This window comes from Neisseria sp. 74A18, from assembly GCF_001308005.1.
Classification (GTDB): Bacteria; Pseudomonadota; Gammaproteobacteria; order Burkholderiales; family Neisseriaceae; genus Neisseria; species Neisseria dumasiana.
In genome coordinates, this window is record NZ_LGZA01000022.1 from 1 (window position 1) to 18104 (window position 18104).

Annotated in this window: 19 protein-coding genes; 14 read left to right on the plus strand and 5 right to left on the minus strand. The window is 54.4% G+C overall.

Features of this window, described 5'->3' with window-relative positions:
• Nucleotides 1-183 precede the first annotated feature (183 nt).
• The 3 genes from AKG43_RS07835 to AKG43_RS07845 form a co-directional block, all read right to left on the minus strand.
• Nucleotides 184-939, minus strand: a complete 756-nt coding sequence (locus tag AKG43_RS07835) for an ABC transporter permease (RefSeq protein ID WP_054600013.1) — start codon at nucleotides 937-939, stop codon at nucleotides 184-186.
• A gap of 242 nt (nucleotides 940-1181) precedes the next feature.
• Complete coding sequence (locus tag AKG43_RS07840) at nucleotides 1182-2534, minus strand: D-serine ammonia-lyase (RefSeq protein ID WP_304437571.1); 1353 nt, start codon at nucleotides 2532-2534, stop codon at nucleotides 1182-1184.
• Between the two features lie 332 nt (nucleotides 2535-2866).
• A complete protein-coding gene (locus AKG43_RS07845) occupies nucleotides 2867-4567 on the minus strand; it encodes a sigma-54-dependent Fis family transcriptional regulator (RefSeq protein WP_054600014.1) in 1701 nt (566 codons plus the stop codon).
• A gap of 598 nt (nucleotides 4568-5165) precedes the next feature.
• On the opposite strand from AKG43_RS07845, the gene AKG43_RS07850 reads away from it, so the two are divergent.
• The 14 genes from AKG43_RS07850 (at nucleotide 5166) to dmpE (ending at nucleotide 17179) form a co-directional block, all read left to right on the plus strand.
• Complete coding sequence (locus AKG43_RS07850; protein WP_054600015.1) at nucleotides 5166-5417, plus strand: phenol hydroxylase subunit; 252 nt, start codon at nucleotides 5166-5168, stop codon at nucleotides 5415-5417.
• 28 nt (nucleotides 5418-5445) lie between these two features.
• Nucleotides 5446-6447: an aromatic/alkene monooxygenase hydroxylase subunit beta gene (locus tag AKG43_RS07855; RefSeq protein ID WP_054600016.1), complete on the plus strand. Its 1002-nt coding sequence runs from the start codon at nucleotides 5446-5448 to the stop codon at nucleotides 6445-6447.
• Nucleotides 6448-6450: 3 nt separating this feature from the next.
• Nucleotides 6451-6720: an MmoB/DmpM family protein gene (locus AKG43_RS07860; RefSeq protein ID WP_054600017.1), complete on the plus strand. Its 270-nt coding sequence runs from the start codon at nucleotides 6451-6453 to the stop codon at nucleotides 6718-6720.
• Nucleotides 6721-6770: 50 nt separating this feature from the next.
• Nucleotides 6771-8270 carry an aromatic/alkene/methane monooxygenase hydroxylase/oxygenase subunit alpha gene (locus AKG43_RS07865; protein ID WP_054600018.1) on the plus strand — a complete coding sequence of 500 codons (1500 nt, stop codon included), beginning with the start codon at nucleotides 6771-6773 and terminating at the stop codon, nucleotides 8268-8270.
• 93 nt (nucleotides 8271-8363) lie between these two features.
• The gene (locus AKG43_RS07870; protein WP_054600019.1) at nucleotides 8364-8726 is read left to right on the plus strand and encodes a phenol hydroxylase subunit P4; all 363 of its coding nucleotides are present in this window, start codon (nucleotides 8364-8366) and stop codon (nucleotides 8724-8726) included.
• Between the two features lie 18 nt (nucleotides 8727-8744).
• Nucleotides 8745-9806 carry an NADH:ubiquinone reductase (Na(+)-transporting) subunit F gene (locus tag AKG43_RS07875; RefSeq protein ID WP_054600020.1) on the plus strand — a complete coding sequence of 354 codons (1062 nt, stop codon included), beginning with the start codon at nucleotides 8745-8747 and terminating at the stop codon, nucleotides 9804-9806.
• Nucleotides 9807-9878: 72 nt separating this feature from the next.
• Nucleotides 9879-10787, plus strand: a complete 909-nt coding sequence (locus AKG43_RS07880; RefSeq protein WP_054600021.1) for an acetaldehyde dehydrogenase (acetylating) — start codon at nucleotides 9879-9881, stop codon at nucleotides 10785-10787.
• Nucleotides 10788-10797: 10 nt separating this feature from the next.
• Entirely contained in the window at nucleotides 10798-11829 is a 1032-nt protein-coding gene (dmpG, locus tag AKG43_RS07885) for a 4-hydroxy-2-oxovalerate aldolase (RefSeq protein WP_054600022.1), read from the plus strand.
• On the plus strand, nucleotides 11826-12617 hold the full coding sequence (gene dmpH / locus AKG43_RS07890; protein WP_054600023.1) for a 2-oxo-3-hexenedioate decarboxylase: 792 nt from the start codon (nucleotides 11826-11828) through the stop codon (nucleotides 12615-12617). Before dmpG ends, dmpH begins: the two co-directional genes overlap by 4 nt.
• 184 nt (nucleotides 12618-12801) lie before the next feature.
• The gene (locus AKG43_RS07895) at nucleotides 12802-12993 is read left to right on the plus strand and encodes a 4-oxalocrotonate tautomerase (RefSeq protein WP_054600024.1); all 192 of its coding nucleotides are present in this window, start codon (nucleotides 12802-12804) and stop codon (nucleotides 12991-12993) included.
• Nucleotides 12994-13004: 11 nt separating this feature from the next.
• On the plus strand, nucleotides 13005-13385 hold the full coding sequence (locus AKG43_RS07900; RefSeq protein WP_231718136.1) for a 2Fe-2S iron-sulfur cluster-binding protein: 381 nt from the start codon (nucleotides 13005-13007) through the stop codon (nucleotides 13383-13385).
• Between the two features lie 89 nt (nucleotides 13386-13474).
• Nucleotides 13475-14401 (plus strand): catechol 2,3-dioxygenase, encoded by a 927-nt coding sequence (locus tag AKG43_RS07905; RefSeq protein WP_054600026.1) that lies wholly within the window; start codon nucleotides 13475-13477, stop codon nucleotides 14399-14401.
• Nucleotides 14402-14636: 235 nt separating this feature from the next.
• Nucleotides 14637-16097 carry a 2-hydroxymuconic semialdehyde dehydrogenase gene (locus AKG43_RS07910; RefSeq protein WP_054600027.1) on the plus strand — a complete coding sequence of 487 codons (1461 nt, stop codon included), beginning with the start codon at nucleotides 14637-14639 and terminating at the stop codon, nucleotides 16095-16097.
• A 296-nt stretch (nucleotides 16098-16393) separates the two neighbouring features.
• Complete coding sequence (gene dmpE / locus AKG43_RS07915) at nucleotides 16394-17179, plus strand: 2-oxopent-4-enoate hydratase (protein ID WP_054600028.1); 786 nt, start codon at nucleotides 16394-16396, stop codon at nucleotides 17177-17179.
• Between the two features lie 372 nt (nucleotides 17180-17551).
• Here the strand turns inward: dmpE and AKG43_RS13325 are convergent, their stop codons facing one another.
• Nucleotides 17552-17698 carry a lipoprotein signal peptidase gene (locus tag AKG43_RS13325; RefSeq protein WP_082402930.1) on the minus strand — a complete coding sequence of 49 codons (147 nt, stop codon included), beginning with the start codon at nucleotides 17696-17698 and terminating at the stop codon, nucleotides 17552-17554.
• Between the two features lie 200 nt (nucleotides 17699-17898).
• On the minus strand, nucleotides 17899-18069 hold the full coding sequence (locus AKG43_RS13330; RefSeq protein WP_082403029.1) for a lipoprotein signal peptidase: 171 nt from the start codon (nucleotides 18067-18069) through the stop codon (nucleotides 17899-17901).
• Nucleotides 18070-18104: the final 35 nt, after the last annotated feature.

An 18104-nucleotide genomic window follows, 5' to 3' on the forward strand; every position in this document is an offset into this window, starting at 1 on the left:
TCGCGGGCGTTCCAAAACTGTATTCAAAGTATCGGGATTGAAGATGTATGTTTTGGAAATATATCAGAATGAATATTTTTGCCCAATATGGGTATGACAAAAGGCCGTCTGAAATTTCAGACGGCCTCGAATGGGATCAAACCTGTGTCGGCTTTAGAAAAGTAATAAATTGATTGGGTAAGTTCAACTGCGCAGCTTCCAGCCGGATTTTAAAACGGCGAGTACGAATATTGCCAAGCCTAATGAGACGCTGCCGACTACGGCGGCCGACAGCCAAGGCGAGGTGTCGCTGACGCCGAAAAAGCCGTAGCGGAAGCCGTCTATCATGTAGAACACGGGGTTGAGGTGGCTTACGTTGCGCCAAAATTCGGGCAGGCTGTTGATGGAGTAGAACACGCCGGAAAGGAAGGTGAGCGGCATGATGAGGAAGTTTTGAAACATGGCGAGTTGGTCGAATTTTTCGGCGACGATGCCTGCCAGCAGCCCGAGCATGCCCATGATGGCGCAGCCGAGCAGGGCGAAGGCGGCGATCCATAAGATGTTGTGCGGCATGGGCAGGCCGAAGGGGGCGGTAACGGCGATGACGCCGATGCCGACGAGCAGGCCGCGCAAGACGGCGGCGCCGACGTAGGCGGAAAAAAAGGCGGAAACGGGCAGCGGCGGCAGCAGAATGAAGACGAGGTTGCCGGTGAGCCGTGATTGGATCAGGCTGCTGGAGGCGTTGGCAAAGGCGTTTTGGGTCATGCTCATCATGGCCAGCCCGGGAATCAGGAAGGCGTTGTAGGCAACGTCGGGCAGGGCTTCGATATGCCTGCCGACGGCATGGGAGAATATCATTTGGTAGAGCAGTGCGGTGAGCATGGGGGCGGCAACGGTTTGCAGGCCCACTTTCCAGAAGCGTAAAACTTCTTTTTTAAACAGGGTAAAGAATCCGGTCATGTTGTTTGGGTGGTTTCGGTGTGCAGGCCGTCTGAAAGGTGTGTTCAGACGGCCTGATGTTTGGGGGAATGGTTAGTTAAGTTGTTTTACGTTGTTTTCGCAGGCGTTCAAGCGTGTTGTGCTTTTGTTTTGCATCTGCGGACGGATTATCAAACCGCTTTGCCGATTGAACGGCGGCATACTTTGAGCTTCGACGGGCTTGTTGCGGGCGGTGCGAAAGTTTCGGATTGTATGTTATCTCTTTAATCTTGTGCGAGATATTCGGCAAATATTTCTTCGGGAACCATGTTGCCGCCGGTTGCCCATACGAGATGTATGGCGTCGGGGTGGCGGAAATGGCGCAATCCGGCGAAACCGGCGCAGGCGGAAGGTTCGAGTTTCAGCCCTTCGGTTTCATGGGCAAGACGCAGCCAGCGGAAGAGTTCGCTGTCTTCTACCGTATAAAAGGCGTTTAGCGAGCGTTGCATGGCGCGGCCGACGAAGCCGGAAGGACGGCCTACGGCCAGGCCGTCGGCGGCGGTGCGGTTGTTTAAGCCGATGTCTTGTACGCTGATGCGCTCGTGCAGGCCGGTGTACACGCCCAGTAACATGCAGGGAGACTGCACGGGCTCGGCGAATATGCAGTGTACGTTGTCGCCGAATGCGAGCTTCAGGCCGAATGCTACGCCGCCGGGGCCGCCGCCTACGCCGCACGGCAGATAAACATATAGGGGGCGTTCGCGGTTGATGGTGATGCCGGCCTGTTCGAACTGTTTTTTCAGACGGCCTGCGGCGACGGCGTAACCGAGAAAGAGGTGGCGTGAGTTTTCATCGTCAACAAAATAGCACAAGGGGTCGGCTTCGGCCTGTTTGCGCCCTGCGGCTACGGCTTGGCCGTAATCGCCGGTGTATTCGAACACTTCAACGCCTGCGGCGCGCAGTTTGTCTTTTTTCCATTGCCGGGCATCTGCCGACATGTGTACGGCGGCGCAAAAGCCGAGTTTGGCGGCCATGATGCCGATGGAAAGGCCGAGATTGCCGGTAGAGCCGACGGCAACGGTATGGCGTGCGAACAGTTTGCGTGCCGCCGGTGAGCCGAGCTGGGTGTAATGGCCGGCGGTGTCGATCAGGCCGTGCGTGAGTGCCAGTTGTTCGGCGTGTTGCAGCACTTCGTAAATACCGCCGCGTGCTTTGATTGAGCCGGATACGGGCAGTTCGTTGTCGGCTTTGATATACAGCAGGCCGTCTGAATAACCTGCCGCCTGCTGTAAAGAGGCTGCGCGGTACAGGGGGCTTTCGATGATGCCGTCTGAAGCGGCAGTTTCGGGAAAGGCTTGGCGGATATAAGGTGCGAACCGCCTTAAGCGTGCGGCGGCATCATCAACGTCGCTGCGGGTAAGCCCTACGTCGCTTAAAGCTTCGGCAAACGGGGCGGTGTGCGGATTGTGCCAACATACTGGCTGTGCGGCACGGATGCGCTGCATAACAGGGTCGTTTTGAAAAGCCGACAGATCGGGCATGGTCGAATGCTCTTGAATGGGGTGGAAGCGGGGATTATACGCTATGGTGAAACCGCTTGCTCGGCGTGCCGGCAGGCAGGAATGCCCGGCCTGCATAATATACAGCCGGAGACCTTTGCAAAACCCCCATCTGCGGCGCATTTCTGCGTTGTGCGCTGCTCGCTCGTTTGCCTATCTATATGATATGTCTGCACTCGCTGTGCTGCTACGCCTTGAACTGCATCCGCATCTGGGGGTTTTGCAAAGGTCTCGGCCGGCCAACCTGACTTTAATAACCAAAGTGTCCTGCTCGGGTTTGGCCCGACTATGACGGGTGTACTATTTTTAAGCTGATTGATGCTGATTGATTATGAGGCCGTCTGAAAACATTTTTCAGACGGCCGCGGCAAAGAAAAAGATGCAGACAGGGCTTTTACAAAGGTTTCAGTTTATTTGACAGGCAGATTGTATTTTTTCAGCTGGTAAGCCAGCGTTGCCCGGCTGATATTCAGTTTTCGGGAGGCTTCGGAGATGTTGCCTTTGCTTTGTACGACTGCTTCCCGAAGAATGTCGGCAATCCATTCTTCCAAATCGAACCCCTGCTCGAGCAATTGCTGTATATAGGCATGGCGGCCGCCTTGCGGTGCCGCAGCCGCAGGAGCGGACAAGGTGCCGTCTGAAATACCAAAGTTGCCGGATACGGGTTTGAAATTGGGAAACAGGTTTTGTGCTTCGATAACGTGATTGTGTTCGGTAAGGATAACGCCGCGTTCGATGACGTTTTCCAGCTCGCGGATGTTGCCCGGCCATTGGTGTTGCAGCAGCAGTTCGCGCCCTTGGTCGCTGATGCCCAAAATGCGTTTTTGATGCTCGGCACTGTATTTTTCGAGAAAGTATTTGATCAGCAGCGGAATATCTTGATGCCTTTCGCGCAAGGGCGGGATATACACGGGAAACGTGTTGAGGCGGTAGTAGAGGTCGGCACGGAACTTGCCGGCGGCGACTGCGTCGGCCAGCGTTTCGTTGGTAGCGGCAACCACCCTGACATCGATTTTACGCACTTGCGTGCCGCCTACGCGCTCCAGCTCGCCTTCCTGCAAAACACGCAGCAAGGCCGCCTGCGCTCTGGGTGAAAGCTCCACCACTTCGTCGAGAAAAATCGTGCCTTTGTCGGCCCGTTCGAATTTTCCGGGCTTGCTCTGGCCTGCGCCGGTAAATGCGCCGCGTTCGACGCCGAACAGCTCCGATTCGATCAAATCGGGAGGAATGCACGCGCAGTTGACGGCAACAAACGGTTGTCCGCTGCGGTTGCTGGCCACATGCAGCCCTTTGGCGAAAGCTTCTTTGCCGACTCCGGTTTCACCTTCGAGCAAAACCGTTACCTTGCTCTGCGCGGCTTTACGCAGCATATGGCAGACTTGGCGGAATGCAGGTGATTCGCCGATCACATCGAAATAATTGCCTTCTTTGAGCAAATCGTTGAGTTTGCGGTTTTTGAGCATATCGAGTTCGTGACGCAGGCCGAAAAGCTCTTCAGACACAGGGTCGGGCAGCATGGAACGCTCCAAATCGGTTGTGTCTTCCCATTCGCTCATCGGCTTGCCGGTAATCAGGCAGCATGCGTGCCCCATCGATTCGCATTGGGTTTCTTTGAACGCAATCGGAATCCCCATAAAGTAGCTCGAATAACCGCTGGCATAGCCCAGCAAAGCCCAGCAAACCGGCTCTTTGCTGATGCCGTATTTCTTTTTGTGGTAAGCCACTTCAAACGAACCTTCCCATTGGAATACTCCGTAAAACCGCCCTTTTTCGGCGCAAAGTTCCAATTCCACCGGCGTAACTTTTACCATGCCGCGTATGCTGTGCAGTTGCGGGCCCGCCAAAAACGCTTCGCGCAGGCTGCTGCCCGGGCGGATTTTTTTGGCAATTTCCGCATCTTGCACACCCGCATAATAACCGTAACGCATAAAAAAGCGTTTGGCACTTTCCATACCGAGAGATTCGACCAAATCCTCACGGAACAACCACAAAGCGTAGGCATGGCTTAACAGCATCCTCTGCTCGTAAAACCAGATTTTTCCGTTGTCCACATCGAATTTGATGGCGTCGATAAGATCTTGGCCGGGTAGGTTCTGTTCCTTATTCCTCATAGCGTTCCTCATTGGTAGCGGTGCCTTGCGGATTATGTTTTTATTAATATATTTTCCGATTTTGTTATGATTTTTTTCTAGGCGTTTAAATGCTCGGTTTTTTCTAATATTTTGCGAATAATTCATATTCCTTATGTGTCATTTATTGATAAATGTTTAGTTAACTTAACAAGTTGCCGTCAGTTTGTGCAATATGGTTTTTGCCATTTACATTTAATTTACATATAAAAACATTAATGTTTATTGTGAAAAAAGTAAACGTTACTTAAGTTTTTAAGCCTGTTTGCCATTTATCGCTTTTATCATTAAAAAAATCTGCCGCCCGCCCGAACGGGCAGTTTCTCAAGATAATCTCATTCTCTTTAATATTTTCTTAAAAATCAAGTTGTTTAAAAATTTCATCATTTGATCACATCTGTTTGGTGCGATTTTATCAAATGATAAAAAATTAAAGGGTGCCGTTTCTGTTTCTTATTAGGTTTAATTTTTTTATTTGATAAAAATCAATAAATTATATTTTTAATTATGTTTTGGCACGGCGTGTGCTAATGAAAGGATATGCGTTTTCTAAAAAGCTGTCGGAAAAGAAAGGCACGATATGCACACTCCTTCTGCCGCACCATCGAATTTTGTGAAATACATCCGCGTTCGCAGCGAGCCGGATGCGCGTTTTGTCGAGTTTGATTTTGCCATTAACGACCCCTCGCTGTTTGTCGAACTCATCATGCCCCAGTCTTGTTTTGAAGAGTTTTGCAAGCGCAACCAAGTGGTTCACATGAGCGAAGAGCAATCCCAAAAAAACGATCAAGAAGCAGCCAAATGGCGTTACGGAACAGAAACCGGCCAATAACAAGGCGCAAATTTAAGGAGAAACACAGATGACTTTAGAAATCAAAACCGCCACCATCGAACCGGTTCGCCAAACATTTGCCAATGTGGAGCGGCGGTTCGGCAACAAGCCGGCCTCCCGTTATCAAGAGGCCACTTACGATGCGCAGGCGACAGCCAATTTCCATTACCGTCCGTTATGGATGCCCGAAAAAGAACTCAACGACCCCGGCCATACCGCGCTGACCATGCAGGATTGGTATGTTTTAAAAGACCCGCGCCAGTTTTTTTACAGTGCCTATGTGCAGAACCGCGCCAAGATGCAGGATGCGGCCGAGAACAATTATGCGTTTTTTGAAAAGCGCGGATTGGGCAAACTCATCGACCCCGATATCCAATCTCAAATTATTTTCAGCCTGCTGCCTTTGCGGCATGTGGAGCAGACCGCCAATCTGAACATGATGTCCGGCTCGGCTTACGGCTACGGAACGGCGTTGACTCAGGCTTGCCTGTATGCCGCCATGGACCGTTTGGGTATGGCGCAATATTTGTCGCGCATAGGTTTGATGCTCGACGAAAACAGCGGCGAATCGCTGGCCCGTGCCAAAAAAATCTGGATGGAAGACCCTGCTTGGCAAGGCGTGCGGGCGTTGTGCGAAGAAATGCTGGTGCATAAAGATTGGGGCGAATTGTTTGTTGCCCAAAATCTGGTGGCCGATACCTTGGTTAACGTGGTGTTTTACCAAAAGCTCGACCAATGGCTGCTGGATAACAATGCGCGCGATATTTCCATGCTCACCGAATTTATGCAGCTCTGCCTGAAAGACCAAGCGGGTTGGGCAGACAACGTTTTGAAAACCATAGCTGCCGAAAACGAATCCAACCGCGCCCTGATGAGCGGCTGGGTGGAAAAATGGCAGGAAAAAACCACACAAGCCTACCGCCCGTTAATCGAGGCTTTGTTTGAAGACGGCGGCGCGGTAATTGAAACGGTTAACGGCGAAATGGCCAAACGTGCGGCCAAAATCGGCCTGACGGCGAAAGGAGAATAAAGCATGTCAAAAGTTTATCTCGCTCTGCAAGACAACGACACTTCCCGCTATATCGTTGAAGCCGTCGAACAGGACAATCCCGATGTGGTGGTGATTTACCAGCCCGCCATGATCCGTATGGAGTGTGAAGGCAAGTTGGTGGTGAACAAAGCCACGGTAGAAGAAAAGCTGGGGCAAAGTTGGGAGGTGCAGGAGCTGCATCTGAATCTGGTTACCATCGGCGGCAACGTGGACGAAGACGACGAAAGCCTCACGTTAAGCTGGAACCGCTGAAACCACCGGCATACAACAGGCCGCTACAAAGAATAATGAGGAGACACCCCATGGCTAAACTGAATTTAAAAGACAAATACCGCTTGCTTACCCGCGATCTGGATTGGGATTTTTCCTACCAAGACCGCAAAGAAGCGTTTCCGTATGAAGACTTCGAAGGCATCAAAATCACTGATTGGTCAAAATGGGAAGACCCGTTCCGCCTCACCATGGATGCCTATTGGAAATATCAGGCCGAAAAAGAGAAAAAACTGTATGCCATTTTTGATGCGTTTGCCCAAAACAACGGCCAGTTGAATATCTCCGACCCGCGCTATGTGAACGCCATCAAAATCTTCCTGACCGGCGTTACCCCGCTCGAATATCAGGCTTATCAAGGTTATGCCCATGTAGGCCGCCAGTTCGGCGGCATCGGGGCGCGCATTGCCTCGCAAATGCAATCGATCGACGAATTGCGCCATGTGCAAACCCAAATCCATGCCATGAGCCACTACAACAAATATTTCGACGGCTTTCAAGACTGGAGCCACATGCACGACCGCGTGTGGTATCTCTCCGTGCCCAAATCGTTCTTCGAAGACGCCCGTTCGGCAGGGCCGTTTGAATTTTTGCTGGCCATCAGCTTCTCGTTTGAATATGTGCTGACCAATCTGTTGTTTGTGCCGTTTATGTCGGGCGCGGCGCACAACGGCGACATGGCCACCGTTACCTTCGGTTTTAGCGCGCAATCCGACGAAGCCCGCCACATGACGCTCGGTCTCGAAATCATCAAATTCCTGTTGGAACAGCACGAAGACAACCTGCCCATTGTACAGAAGTGGATCGACAAATGGTTTTGGCGCGGCACCCGCCTGCTGTCTATCGTGGCCATGATGATGGATTACATGCTGCCCAACAAAGTGATGTCGTGGAAAGAAGCATGGGAAGTGTATTTCGAAGAAGCCGGCGGCGCGCTGTTTAAAGATTTGTCGCGCTACGGCATCCGCCTGCCCAAATACAGCGATGTGATCGAGAAAGAAAAAGAGCACATCTCCCATCAAGCGTGGTGGATTTTCTACAACTTCGGCCACGCGGCGGGCTTCCACACTTGGATTCCGACCGACGAAGAGCTGGATTGGCTGAGCGAGAAATACCCCAACACTTTCGACAAATACTACCGCCCCCGCTGGGAGCTGGCGAAAAAAATGGAAGCCGAAGGCAAACGCTTCTATTCAAACGGCCTGCCGCAGCTTTGCCAAGTGTGCCAAGTGCCGATGGGCTTCACCGAAATGAACGGCGACCCCGGCGAAATCAGCTACCGCAGCGCCGAATTTGAAGGCGAGCGTTACCACATGTGTTCAGACGGCTGCCACGATATTTTTGTGGACGAACCCGAAAAATTCGTACAGGCCTGGCTGCCGGTTCATCAAATTCTCCAAGGCAACTGCGGCGGCCCCGATTTGGAAAGCATTTTGCGCGACTACTACCGCCTCAATGTGGGAGCCGACAACTTGGATATGAAAGGTTCTCCCGACGAACAAAGATGGAAAGAATGGAAAGGCGTGGCCTGATCCGCCCGATTTGTTCGCACCGGCCAGCCGCAGACGCAGAGGCCGTCTGAACAGGCTGCATACACAACCCGATAAATAAAAGGAGAGAACACCATGCCCACCAAAGCCATTGTGAGCAATTACCGCGGCGAAGTGCGCGACCGTCGCGAAAACTTCGGCGGCAACATTTTAGTATTTGTCGGCTGGGACAAACACCTGCTGTTTTGTTCGGCGTTGGCTTTCGCCCTGCCGCCCGATATGCCCTTCCAAGATTTCCGCCAAAACGTGCTCAAGCAGGGATTTTCGCAGCACCCCGACTTCGATTCCATCAAATGGGACGATGTTGAGTGGCAGTTGAACGGCCGTGCGCTTGCCCCCGATGACGGCAAAACCCTCGAACAGCTCGGTTTCGACCATAAATCCCTGCTGCGCTTCAACACGCCCGGCCTCAACGGCTGGAACGGCAGCGGCGTATAAGCAGATAAGGAGGGTGCAATGAGCTACCAAGTAACAGTAGAGCCGACCGGCGATGTGATCGAAGTGGAAGAAGGCCAAACCATTCTGAATGCCGCGCTGCGTCAGGGCGTGTGGCTGCCCTTTGCCTGCGGCCACGGCACCTGCGGCACCTGCAAAGTACAGGTTACCGACGGTTACGGCGATTTGGGCAACGCCTCACCGTTTGCCTTGATGGATGTCGAGCGCGACGAGGGCAAGGTTTTGGCCTGCTGCTTCATGCCGGAATCGGACGTAACCATCGAAGCCGACATTGATGTCGATCCCGATTTCTTAGGCTACCCCGTGGAAGACTACACCGCCACCGTGGTGGCCGCCGAACCGCTTTCCCCCACCATTCTGGGCATTACGCTGAAGCTCGACCGACCCATGCAGTTTCAGGCAGGCCAATATATCAACCTGCAAGTGCCGGGCGTGGAAGGCACGCGCGCGTTTTCGATTGCCAATCCGCCGTCTATGGCCGACACGGTTGAGCTGCATGTGCGTAAAGTCGAAGGCGGCGCGGCCACAACCTGGCTGCACGAAAACCTGAAAGAAGGCGACGAATTGCCGCTTTCCGGCCCTTACGGCCAATTCTTCGTGCGCAAATCCGACGACCAAGATGTGATTTTCATTGCCGGCGGTTCGGGTTTGTCCAGCCCCGAATCCATGATTCTCGACTTGCTGGAAGCGGGCGACAGCCGCCAGATTTACCTGTTTCAGGGTGCGCGCAACGTAGCCGAACTCTACCACCGCGAGCGGTTTGAAAAGCTGGCCGAAGCGCATGAAAACTTCCACTACATTCCGGCATTGAACGCCGCCCTGCCCGAAGAAAACTGGGAAGGCTTCAACGGTTTCGTACACGAAGCCGTGGCCGATTACTTCAGCAACCGTTGCAGCGGCCACAAAGCTTATCTGTGCGGCCCGCCGCCGATGATCGAAGCGGCCGTATCCACCCTGATGCAGAGCCGCCTGTTTGAGCGCGACATCCACATGGAGCGTTTCTTAACTGCTGCCGACGGCAGCGAAACACAAACCCGTTCGGCCTTGTTCAAAAAAATCTGAACCGCGGTTCAGATGTTCAGACAGGCCGTCTGAAAACCCAGCCGAACAACCAGATAATAAGAGGAGAAAGCCGTGAGTAAAAAACTAAAAGCGGCCATTATCGGGCCGGGCAACATCGGCACCGACCTACTGATGAAAATGAAGCGTTCCGAGTGGATAGAGCCGGTGTGGATGGTCGGCATCGACCCGCAATCCGAAGGCTTGAAGCGCGCCCGCAACATGGGCATCAAAACCAGCGACACCGGCGTGGACGGCTTGCTGCCGTTTGTTAAAGAAGACGATATCCGCATCGCCTTCGATGCTACTTCGGCCTATGCCCACGCCGAAAACAGCCGCAAGCTCAACGAGCAGGGCGTGATCATGATTGATTTGACCCCCGCCGCCGTCGGCCCTTTCTGCATTCCCCCCGTTAATCTCAAAGCCCATGCCGAAAAGCTGGAAATGAACGTCAACATGGTTACCTGCGGCGGGCAGGCCACGATTCCGATGGTGGCGGCCATTTCCCGCGTTCAGCCCGTCAGCTACGGCGAAATCATCGCCACCGTGTCGTCCAAATCGGTCGGCCCCGGCACCCGCGCCAACATCGACGAATTTACCCGCACCACCGCGCAGGCCGTGGAAAGTGTGGGTGGCGCCAAAAAAGGCAAAGCCATCATCATCATCAATCCGGCCGAACCGCCTTTGATGATGCGCGACACCATCCATTGCCTCACCGAAAGCGAACCCGACCAAGCCGCGATTACCGAATCGGTGCAGCGCATGGTGGCCGAAGTGCAGCGTTATGTGCCGGGCTACATGCTGGTCAACGGCCCCGTGTTCGACGGCAACAAAGTGTCGATTTTCGTAGAAGTGAAGGGCTTGGGCGATTTTCTACCGCCGTATGCCGGCAATCTCGACATCATGACCGCCGCCGGTTTGCGCACCGCCGAAATGTTTGCCGAAGAAGCGGCCAACGGCGTGTTGACTTTGCCCGCACGCTAAGGAGAACGACATGGATTTAAAAGGTAAAAAAGTTACCCTGCACGATATGAGCCTGCGCGACGGCATGCACGCCAAACGCCATCAGATTTCGTTAGACGAAATGGTGAACATCGCCACCGGCCTCGACGAAGCCGGTATGCCGCTGATTGAAGTAACCCACGGCGACGGCTTGGGCGGCGCGTCGCTCAACTACGGCTTTCCCGCCCACAGCGACGAAGAATACCTCGGCGCCGTGATTCCCAAAATGAAGCAGGCCAAAGTGTCGGCCTTGCTGTTGCCCGGCATCGGCACCGTTGACCATCTCTTGATGGCCAAAGACTTGGGCGTGTCGTGCATCCGCGTGGCTACGCACTGCACCGAGGCCGACGTTTCCCAACAACACATCGCCAAATCCGCCGAGCTGGGCTTGGATACCGTCGGCTTTCTGATGATGGCGCACATGGTGCCCGCCGCCAAACTGATCGAGCAGGCCAAGCTGATGGAAGGCTACGGCGCCAACTGCATCTATTGCACCGATTCGGCGGGCTACATGCTGCCCGAAGAAGTGGAAGAAAAAATCGGTGCGCTGCGCCAAGCCCTGAAGCCTGAAACCGAGCTGGGCTTCCACGGCCATCACAACCTCGGTATGGGCATTGCCAACTCGCTGGCCGCCGTGCACGCCGGTGCCAACCGCATCGACGGTTCGGTAGCCGGCTTGGGCGCAGGCGCGGGCAATACGCCGCTGGAAGTGTTTGTGGCGGTGTTGGAGCGCATGGGCGTCGAACACGGCACCGATCTCTTCAAACTGATGGACGTAGCCGAAGACCGCGTGGTGCCGATTATGGACCACCCCATCCGCGTCGACCGCAACGCGCTCACGCTGGGTTATGCGGGCGTGTATTCGTCGTTTTTGCTGTTTGCCAAACGAGCCGAAGCCAAATACGGCGTGTCTGCCCGCGAAATTTTGGTGGAGCTGGGCAAGCGCGGCACCGTCGGCGGGCAGGAAGACATGATCGAAGATTTGGCACTCACCATGGCCAAGCAGAAAGGCAAAACAGCATGAGCACATTAAGCAGAGAACACATCGAGCAACTGGCCGAACATTTGGAAAACGCCGAATTGCAGGCTTATGAAGTGACCAAAATCACCGACGATTTTCCCGACATGGATTACGAAGACGCTTTCGACATCCAATGGGAAATTCGCCGCCGCAAAGAAGCGCGGGGCAACAAAATCGTCGGCATGAAAATGGGGCTGACCTCATGGGCGAAGATGAGCCAAATGGGCGTGGAACACCCTTGCTACGGGTTTCTGGCCGACTACTTCAGCGTGCCCGAAGGCGCGGCGGTGAAGCACGACGAGCTGATCCACCCCAAAATCGAAGCCGAGCTGGCGTTTGTAACCAAAGCCGACCTGCGCGGCCCCGGCTGCCACATCGGCGACGTATTGGTCGCCACCGATTTCGTGATGCCCGCCATCGAAGTGATTGACTCGCGCTATAAAGATTTCAAATTCGATTTGAAATCGGTGATTGCCGACAACTCTTCTTCCAGCCGTTTCATTACCGGCGGCTGTGCCAAACCCGCAAGCGAATTGGATTTGAAAACGCTGGGCGTGGTGATGGAAATCAACGGCAAAGTGGTGCAGACCGGCGCGGGCGCGGCGGTGTTGGGGCATCCGGCCGCATCGGTCGCCATGTTGGCGAACATGCTGGCCGAGCGCGGCGAATATCTGCCGGCCGGTTCGTTTGTGATGATCGGCGCGATTACCGCCGCCGTGCAGGTGGAAAAAGGCGATTCGTTCTGCGTGCATTTCCAAGATTTGGGCAGCATCAGCGGCCGTTTTGAATAACTTTGCTGCGACACCCCTTACTTAATCACAGCACCGTCATACTCGGGCTTGACCCGAGTATCTCAAAGCATGACTGAAACACAAGATACTCGGGTCAAGCCCGAGTATGACGGCGGAACTGTTTTTAAGCCGATTCATTATCGTTGTTTCAATAGAAACAAAAACCTAAAGAAAGGAAACAACCATGCCGATTATTCAAGTCCACATGATGGAAGGCCGCACCGACGAGCAGAAAGAAGCCGTTATCCGCGAAGTAACCGAAGCCATGATCCGCGCCGTGGGTGCGCCCAAAGAATCGGTGCGGGTGCTGATTAACGAAATGCCCAAGCAGCATTTCGGTATTGCAGGAGAGTCGGCCAAAGCCAAAGGCCGCTGACGGTGCTTAGTGTGTTCAGACGGCATGGAGGCCGTCTGAAACCACCCAAGCAGCAAGGAGGTGAGGTGATGTGCTACACGGTATGTATCAAAGAGCAAATCGATTCGGATTGCTGTTTGCGCAATATCACGGTTGAAGAAGGGCAAAGCCTGCTGGTTGCCTCGGAGCGCAACGGGCAGCCGCCGATTGCCGTCGGTTGCCGCGGCGGCGGGTGCGGCGTGTGCAGAATCCGCATCGTGTCGGGCAGCTACCGCAAAAAAGCCATGAGCAAAACCCATATCAACGAGCAAGACTTGGCGCAGGGCGTAGTTTTGGCCTGTCGGGTGTTTCCCGAAAGCGATATGGAAGTGGTGAGCGAAAAGCCCTGCACTCCCTACAACCCGTTTGCGTAACCGCTGCTTCAAGTCGCTTGGGTTGCGTATCGGTTCGCCCGTGACGGCGTTTTTAGATTGTTTGCTGGATACAAATAAGGAGAAAGAAGATGAGAAAAGGTGTGATGCGCCCCGGCCATGTGCAAATCCGGGTATTGGATATGGATGAAGCCGTGAAACATTACGGCGACTTGTTGGGCTTGATTCCCGTCGGCACCGACGGGCAGGGCCGGCGCTATTTTAAAGGCTGGACGGAAATAGACAGTTTTTCGGTGGTGCTGCGCGAGGCAGACGAAGCCGGTATGGATTTCATGGCGTTTAAAGTGGTTGACGAAGCCACCTTAGGCCAACTGCGCCAAGAGCTGGTTGATTTCGGCGGTTTGGATGTGCACGACATCCCCGCCGGCGAACTGAAAGGCTGCGGCCGCCGCGTGCGTTTTACCGCGCCCACAGGGCATGTGTTCGAGCTGTTTGCCACCAAAGACCAACCGGGCAAATACGGTGTGAGCAACCACAACCCCGAAGCGTGGCCGCGCGATTTGAAAGGCATGAAAGCCACCCGTTTCGACCACTGCCTGCTTTACGGCGACGATCTCGACCGCACGTTTGATCTCTTCACCCAAGTGCTGGGTTTCGGTTTGGCCGAGCAGGTGGTTACGCCCGAGGGCGCGCGGGCCGCACAGTTTTTAACCTGCTCGATGAAAGCGCACGACGTGGCTTTTATCCGCCACCCCGAAAAAGGCAAATTCCACCATGCTTCGTTTTACTTGGAAACATGGAACGACGTGCTGTTGGCAGGCGATTTAATCTCCATGACCGATACCTCCATCGACATCGGCCCGACCCGCCACGGCTTAACCCACGGGCAGACGATTTATTTCTTCGACCCCTCCGGCAACCGCAACGAAGTGTTTGCGGGCGGCGATTACTATTATCCCGACCACCCGCCCGTTACTTGGGATGTGGATAAGCTGGGCAAAGCCATTTTCTACCACGACCGCGTGCTCAACGAGCGTTTCTTAACCGTATTGACTTAATCGGCATGTTCAGACGGCCTGCTCGAAACAAGAGGCCGTCTGAACATGAATGGCCGCCATACCCGGGCTTGACCCGAATATCCCCGAACCGATTGAAAGCCAAGATACTCGGCTCAAGCCCGGGTATGACGGCGGTTATTGATGAAGTATTGAGCGGTCTAACCGTTCTTTTCAGACAGGCATCAAGGCCGTCTGAAAAGCGTGCACGAACCCTATCGAAAACAGAGGCAGAAACATGAAAGAATTCAAACACTTTATCAACGGTAAATATGTCGGCTCCGCCGGCGGCAAAACCTTTGAAAACCGCAACCCCGTAGATAACAGCGTGATCGGCATCGTACACGAAGGCGGCAGAGAAGAAGTCGATGCCGCCGTTGCCGCCGCCCGCGCCGCACTCAAAGGCCCGTGGGGCAAACTCACGCAGGCAGAGCGCATCGAATTGCTCAATAAAGTGGCCGACCGCATCAACGAACGCTTCGACGAATTTCTCGAAGCCGAATGTCTCGATACCGGCAAGCCGCGCAAAATGGCCGCCCATATCGACATCCCGCGCGGCGCGGCCAACTTCAAAGCCTTCTCCGAAACCTTGGCCAACCACCCCACCGAAGGCTTCCGTCTCGACACGTCCGACGGCAAAGGCGCATTAAACGTCGGCCACCGCACCCCCAAAGGCGTGGTTGCCGTGGTTGCCCCGTGGAACCTGCCCCTGCTGTTGATGACATGGAAAGTCGGCCCCGCCTTGGCCTGCGGCAACACCGTGGTCGTGAAGCCGTCTGAAGAAACCCCCGCCACCACCACCCTGCTGGGCGAGGTAATGAACGAATGCGGCGTACCGCCCGGCGTGTTCAACGTCGTGCACGGCTTCGGCCCCAATTCCGCCGGTGCCTTCCTTACCGAACACAAAGACATCGACGCCATCACCTTTACCGGCGAAACCCGCACCGGCGAAATCATCATGAAAGCCGCTGCCGTCGGCCTGCGCAACATCTCGATGGAATGCGGCGGCAAAAACCCCGCCATCGTGTTTGCCGACTGCGACTTGGAAAAAGCCGTCGAAGGCACCATGCGTTCCGCCTTCGTCAACTGCGGCCAAGTGTGTCTCGGCACCGAGCGCGTATATGTAGAACGCCCGCTCTTCGATGCCTTTTTAAAACGCATGAAAGAAGAAGTGGCCAAACTCAAGCCCGGCCGCCCCGAAGACCCCGAAGCCAATTTCGGCCCCCTAATCAGTTTGGAACACCGCGATAAAGTGCTGTCGTACTACAAACTGGCCGAAGAAGAAGGCGCAACCGTAGAAATCGGCGGCGGCATACCCGACATGGGCGAAGCCCTGCAAGACGGCGCATGGATAGAACCGACCATTTGGACAGGATTGCCGGACGACGCCCGCGTGATTCGCGAAGAAATCTTCGGCCCCTGCTGCCACATCCGCCCCTTCGACAGCGAAGAAGAAGTGATTGCGCTGGCCAACGACACCCGCTACGGCCTTGCTGCCGCCATCTGGACGGAAAACAGCAGCCGCGCCGTGCGCGTGGCCGAGCAGATGGAAGCCGGTTTGGTGTGGGTAAACAGCTGGTTCCTGCGCGATTTGCGCACCGCATTCGGCGGCGCCAAACAATCCGGCATCGGCCGCGAAGGCGGCGTGCACGGGCTGGAGTTTTACACCGAGCTGAAAAACATCTGCATCAAACTTTAAGCAGGCCGTCTGAAAGCGGGCTGTGCGGTTCTAAAAACCGCAGGGCGGGCATCCCTGCCCGCCGCTAAACTCGCCGTTAAAAACAGCACCGCCCGTCATGCTCGGGCTTGACCCGAGCATCTCCCAACGTTCTTGAAACGCAAGATACTCGGGTCAAGCCCGAGTATGACAGCATGCAGACAGAGTTGAAGAAATGCCTGTCTGAAAACCGTAGGGCGGGCATCCCTGCCCGCCATACCCCACAACCCATAACAAAAGGCCGTCTGAAATTTCAGACGGCCTCACGGAGAAACACCATGACCCAAGACGACATCAAACGCTTCGGCACCATGCTCTACCAAGCCATGACCAACCGCCAAGCCATCCGCCCGCTTACCGAACAAGCACCCGACATCACCATCGAAGACGCTTACCACATCTCCCAAGCCTTCCTGCAACACCGCTTGGATGCAGGCGAAAAAGTAATAGGCAAAAAAATCGGTCTCACCTCGCATGCCGTACAATCCATGCTCAAAGTCGATCAGCCCGATTTCGGCTTTCTCACCGACAAAATGGTATTCAGCCAAGGGCAAGACATGCCCATCAGCCAAATGCTGATGCAGCCGCGTGCCGAGGGCGAGATCGCCTTCGTGCTGAAAAAAGACCTCAACGGCCCCGGCGTAACCGCAGCCGACGTCATCGCCGCCACCGAATGCGTGATGCCGTGTTTTGAAATCGTCGATTCACGCATCGAAAACTGGCAGATCAAAATCCAAGACACCGTTGCCGACAACGCCTCCTGCGGCCTGCTGATTCTGGGCGACACCGCCGTCAGCCCGCGCCAAGTCGATTTGCGTACCTGCGGCATGGTGGTCGAGAAAAAAGGCAAAATCATCAGCACCGGCGCAGGTGCCGCCGCCCTCGGCAGCCCCGTCAACTGCGTCGCCTGGCTAGCCAACACCCTGGGCAGCTTCGGCATCCCGCTCAAAGCCGGCGAAATCATCCTCTCCGGCGCACTCGTGCCGCTGGAAAACGTGAGCGCAGGCGATTTTATGTCGGTATCCATCGGCGGCATCGGCAACGCTTCGGTGTTGTTTAGCTGAAATGGTTTGGAAGCGCGCAGATATAGTTAAAAAACTTAATTTTAGTAGCATTACCGTCATACTCGGGCCTGACCCGAGTATCTCCCAAACTTGCTGAAACTCAAGATACTCGGGTCAAGCCCGAGTATGACGAACGTACTATTTTTAAGTTGATCCACTATAGTTAGTTAAACCACTTAATTTGGGTAACACAATCGTAGGGGCGGTATATATCCGCCCGCAACGGCAAATCTTGCAAGGATTGCCCGAACATTCCGGCAATGCAAACACGGGCGGATATGCAATCCGCCCCTACCGATTGGGTTATTAATTAAGCAGATTAAATATAGTTGAATCGCTTGATTTTGGTGAGGCCGTCTGAAAATAAAACTTTCAGACGGCCTGAGACCTTTGCAAAACCCCCAGATGTGGATGCAGTTCAAGGCGTAGCAGCACAGCGAGTGCAGACATATCATATAGATAGGCAAACGAGCGAGCAGCGCACAACGCAGAAATGCGCCGCAGATGGGGGTTTTGCAAAGGTCTCGGCCTGCCGTATGTAGCATAAGGCAGGCCGGAAAATATCAAAACGCCGTAGGGCGGGCATCCTTGCCCGCCGTTGAACATATATAGTCAACCCGCTTAAGTTTCATAACAAAACCGTCATACTCGAACAAAACCGTCATACTCGGGCTTGACCCGAGTATCTCCCAAACTTGCTGAAACTCAAGATACTCGGGTCAAACCCGAGTATGACGAACATACTGAGACCTTTGCAAAACTCTCAGATGTGGATGCAGTTCAAGGCGTAGCAGCACAGCGAGTGCAGACATATCATATAGATAGGCAAACGAGCGAGCAGCGCACAACGCAGAAATGCGCCGCAGATGAGAGTTTTGCAAAGGTCTCATACTGCATTTAAGTTGATTGACTATAGCCTTCGGTA

What these genes read in the sequence shown, in the direction of transcription:
- AKG43_RS07875 (WP_054600020.1), top strand. Translation starts at nt 8,745, where the DNA reads ATGAGCTACCAAGTAACAGTAGAGCCGACCGGCGATGTGATCGAAGTG.
- AKG43_RS07870 (WP_054600019.1), top strand. Translation starts at nt 8,364, where the DNA reads ATGCCCACCAAAGCCATTGTGAGCAATTACCGCGGCGAAGTGCGCGAC.
- AKG43_RS07895 (WP_054600024.1), top strand. Translation starts at nt 12,802, where the DNA reads ATGCCGATTATTCAAGTCCACATGATGGAAGGCCGCACCGACGAGCAG.
- AKG43_RS07835 (WP_054600013.1), bottom strand. Translation starts at nt 939, where the DNA reads ATGACCGGATTCTTTACCCTGTTTAAAAAAGAAGTTTTACGCTTCTGG.
- AKG43_RS07910 (WP_054600027.1), top strand. Translation starts at nt 14,637, where the DNA reads ATGAAAGAATTCAAACACTTTATCAACGGTAAATATGTCGGCTCCGCC.
- AKG43_RS13330 (WP_082403029.1), bottom strand. Translation starts at nt 18,069, where the DNA reads ATGAGACCTTTGCAAAACTCTCATCTGCGGCGCATTTCTGCGTTGTGC.
- dmpH (WP_054600023.1), top strand. Translation starts at nt 11,826, where the DNA reads ATGAGCACATTAAGCAGAGAACACATCGAGCAACTGGCCGAACATTTG.
- AKG43_RS07850 (WP_054600015.1), top strand. Translation starts at nt 5,166, where the DNA reads ATGCACACTCCTTCTGCCGCACCATCGAATTTTGTGAAATACATCCGC.
- dmpE (WP_054600028.1), top strand. Translation starts at nt 16,394, where the DNA reads ATGACCCAAGACGACATCAAACGCTTCGGCACCATGCTCTACCAAGCC.
- AKG43_RS07865 (WP_054600018.1), top strand. Translation starts at nt 6,771, where the DNA reads ATGGCTAAACTGAATTTAAAAGACAAATACCGCTTGCTTACCCGCGAT.
- AKG43_RS07855 (WP_054600016.1), top strand. Translation starts at nt 5,446, where the DNA reads ATGACTTTAGAAATCAAAACCGCCACCATCGAACCGGTTCGCCAAACA.
- AKG43_RS07860 (WP_054600017.1), top strand. Translation starts at nt 6,451, where the DNA reads ATGTCAAAAGTTTATCTCGCTCTGCAAGACAACGACACTTCCCGCTAT.
- AKG43_RS07845 (WP_054600014.1), bottom strand. Translation starts at nt 4,567, where the DNA reads ATGAGGAATAAGGAACAGAACCTACCCGGCCAAGATCTTATCGACGCC.
- dmpG (WP_054600022.1), top strand. Translation starts at nt 10,798, where the DNA reads ATGGATTTAAAAGGTAAAAAAGTTACCCTGCACGATATGAGCCTGCGC.
- AKG43_RS07840 (WP_304437571.1), bottom strand. Translation starts at nt 2,534, where the DNA reads ATGCAGGCCGGGCATTCCTGCCTGCCGGCACGCCGAGCAAGCGGTTTC.
- AKG43_RS07905 (WP_054600026.1), top strand. Translation starts at nt 13,475, where the DNA reads ATGAGAAAAGGTGTGATGCGCCCCGGCCATGTGCAAATCCGGGTATTG.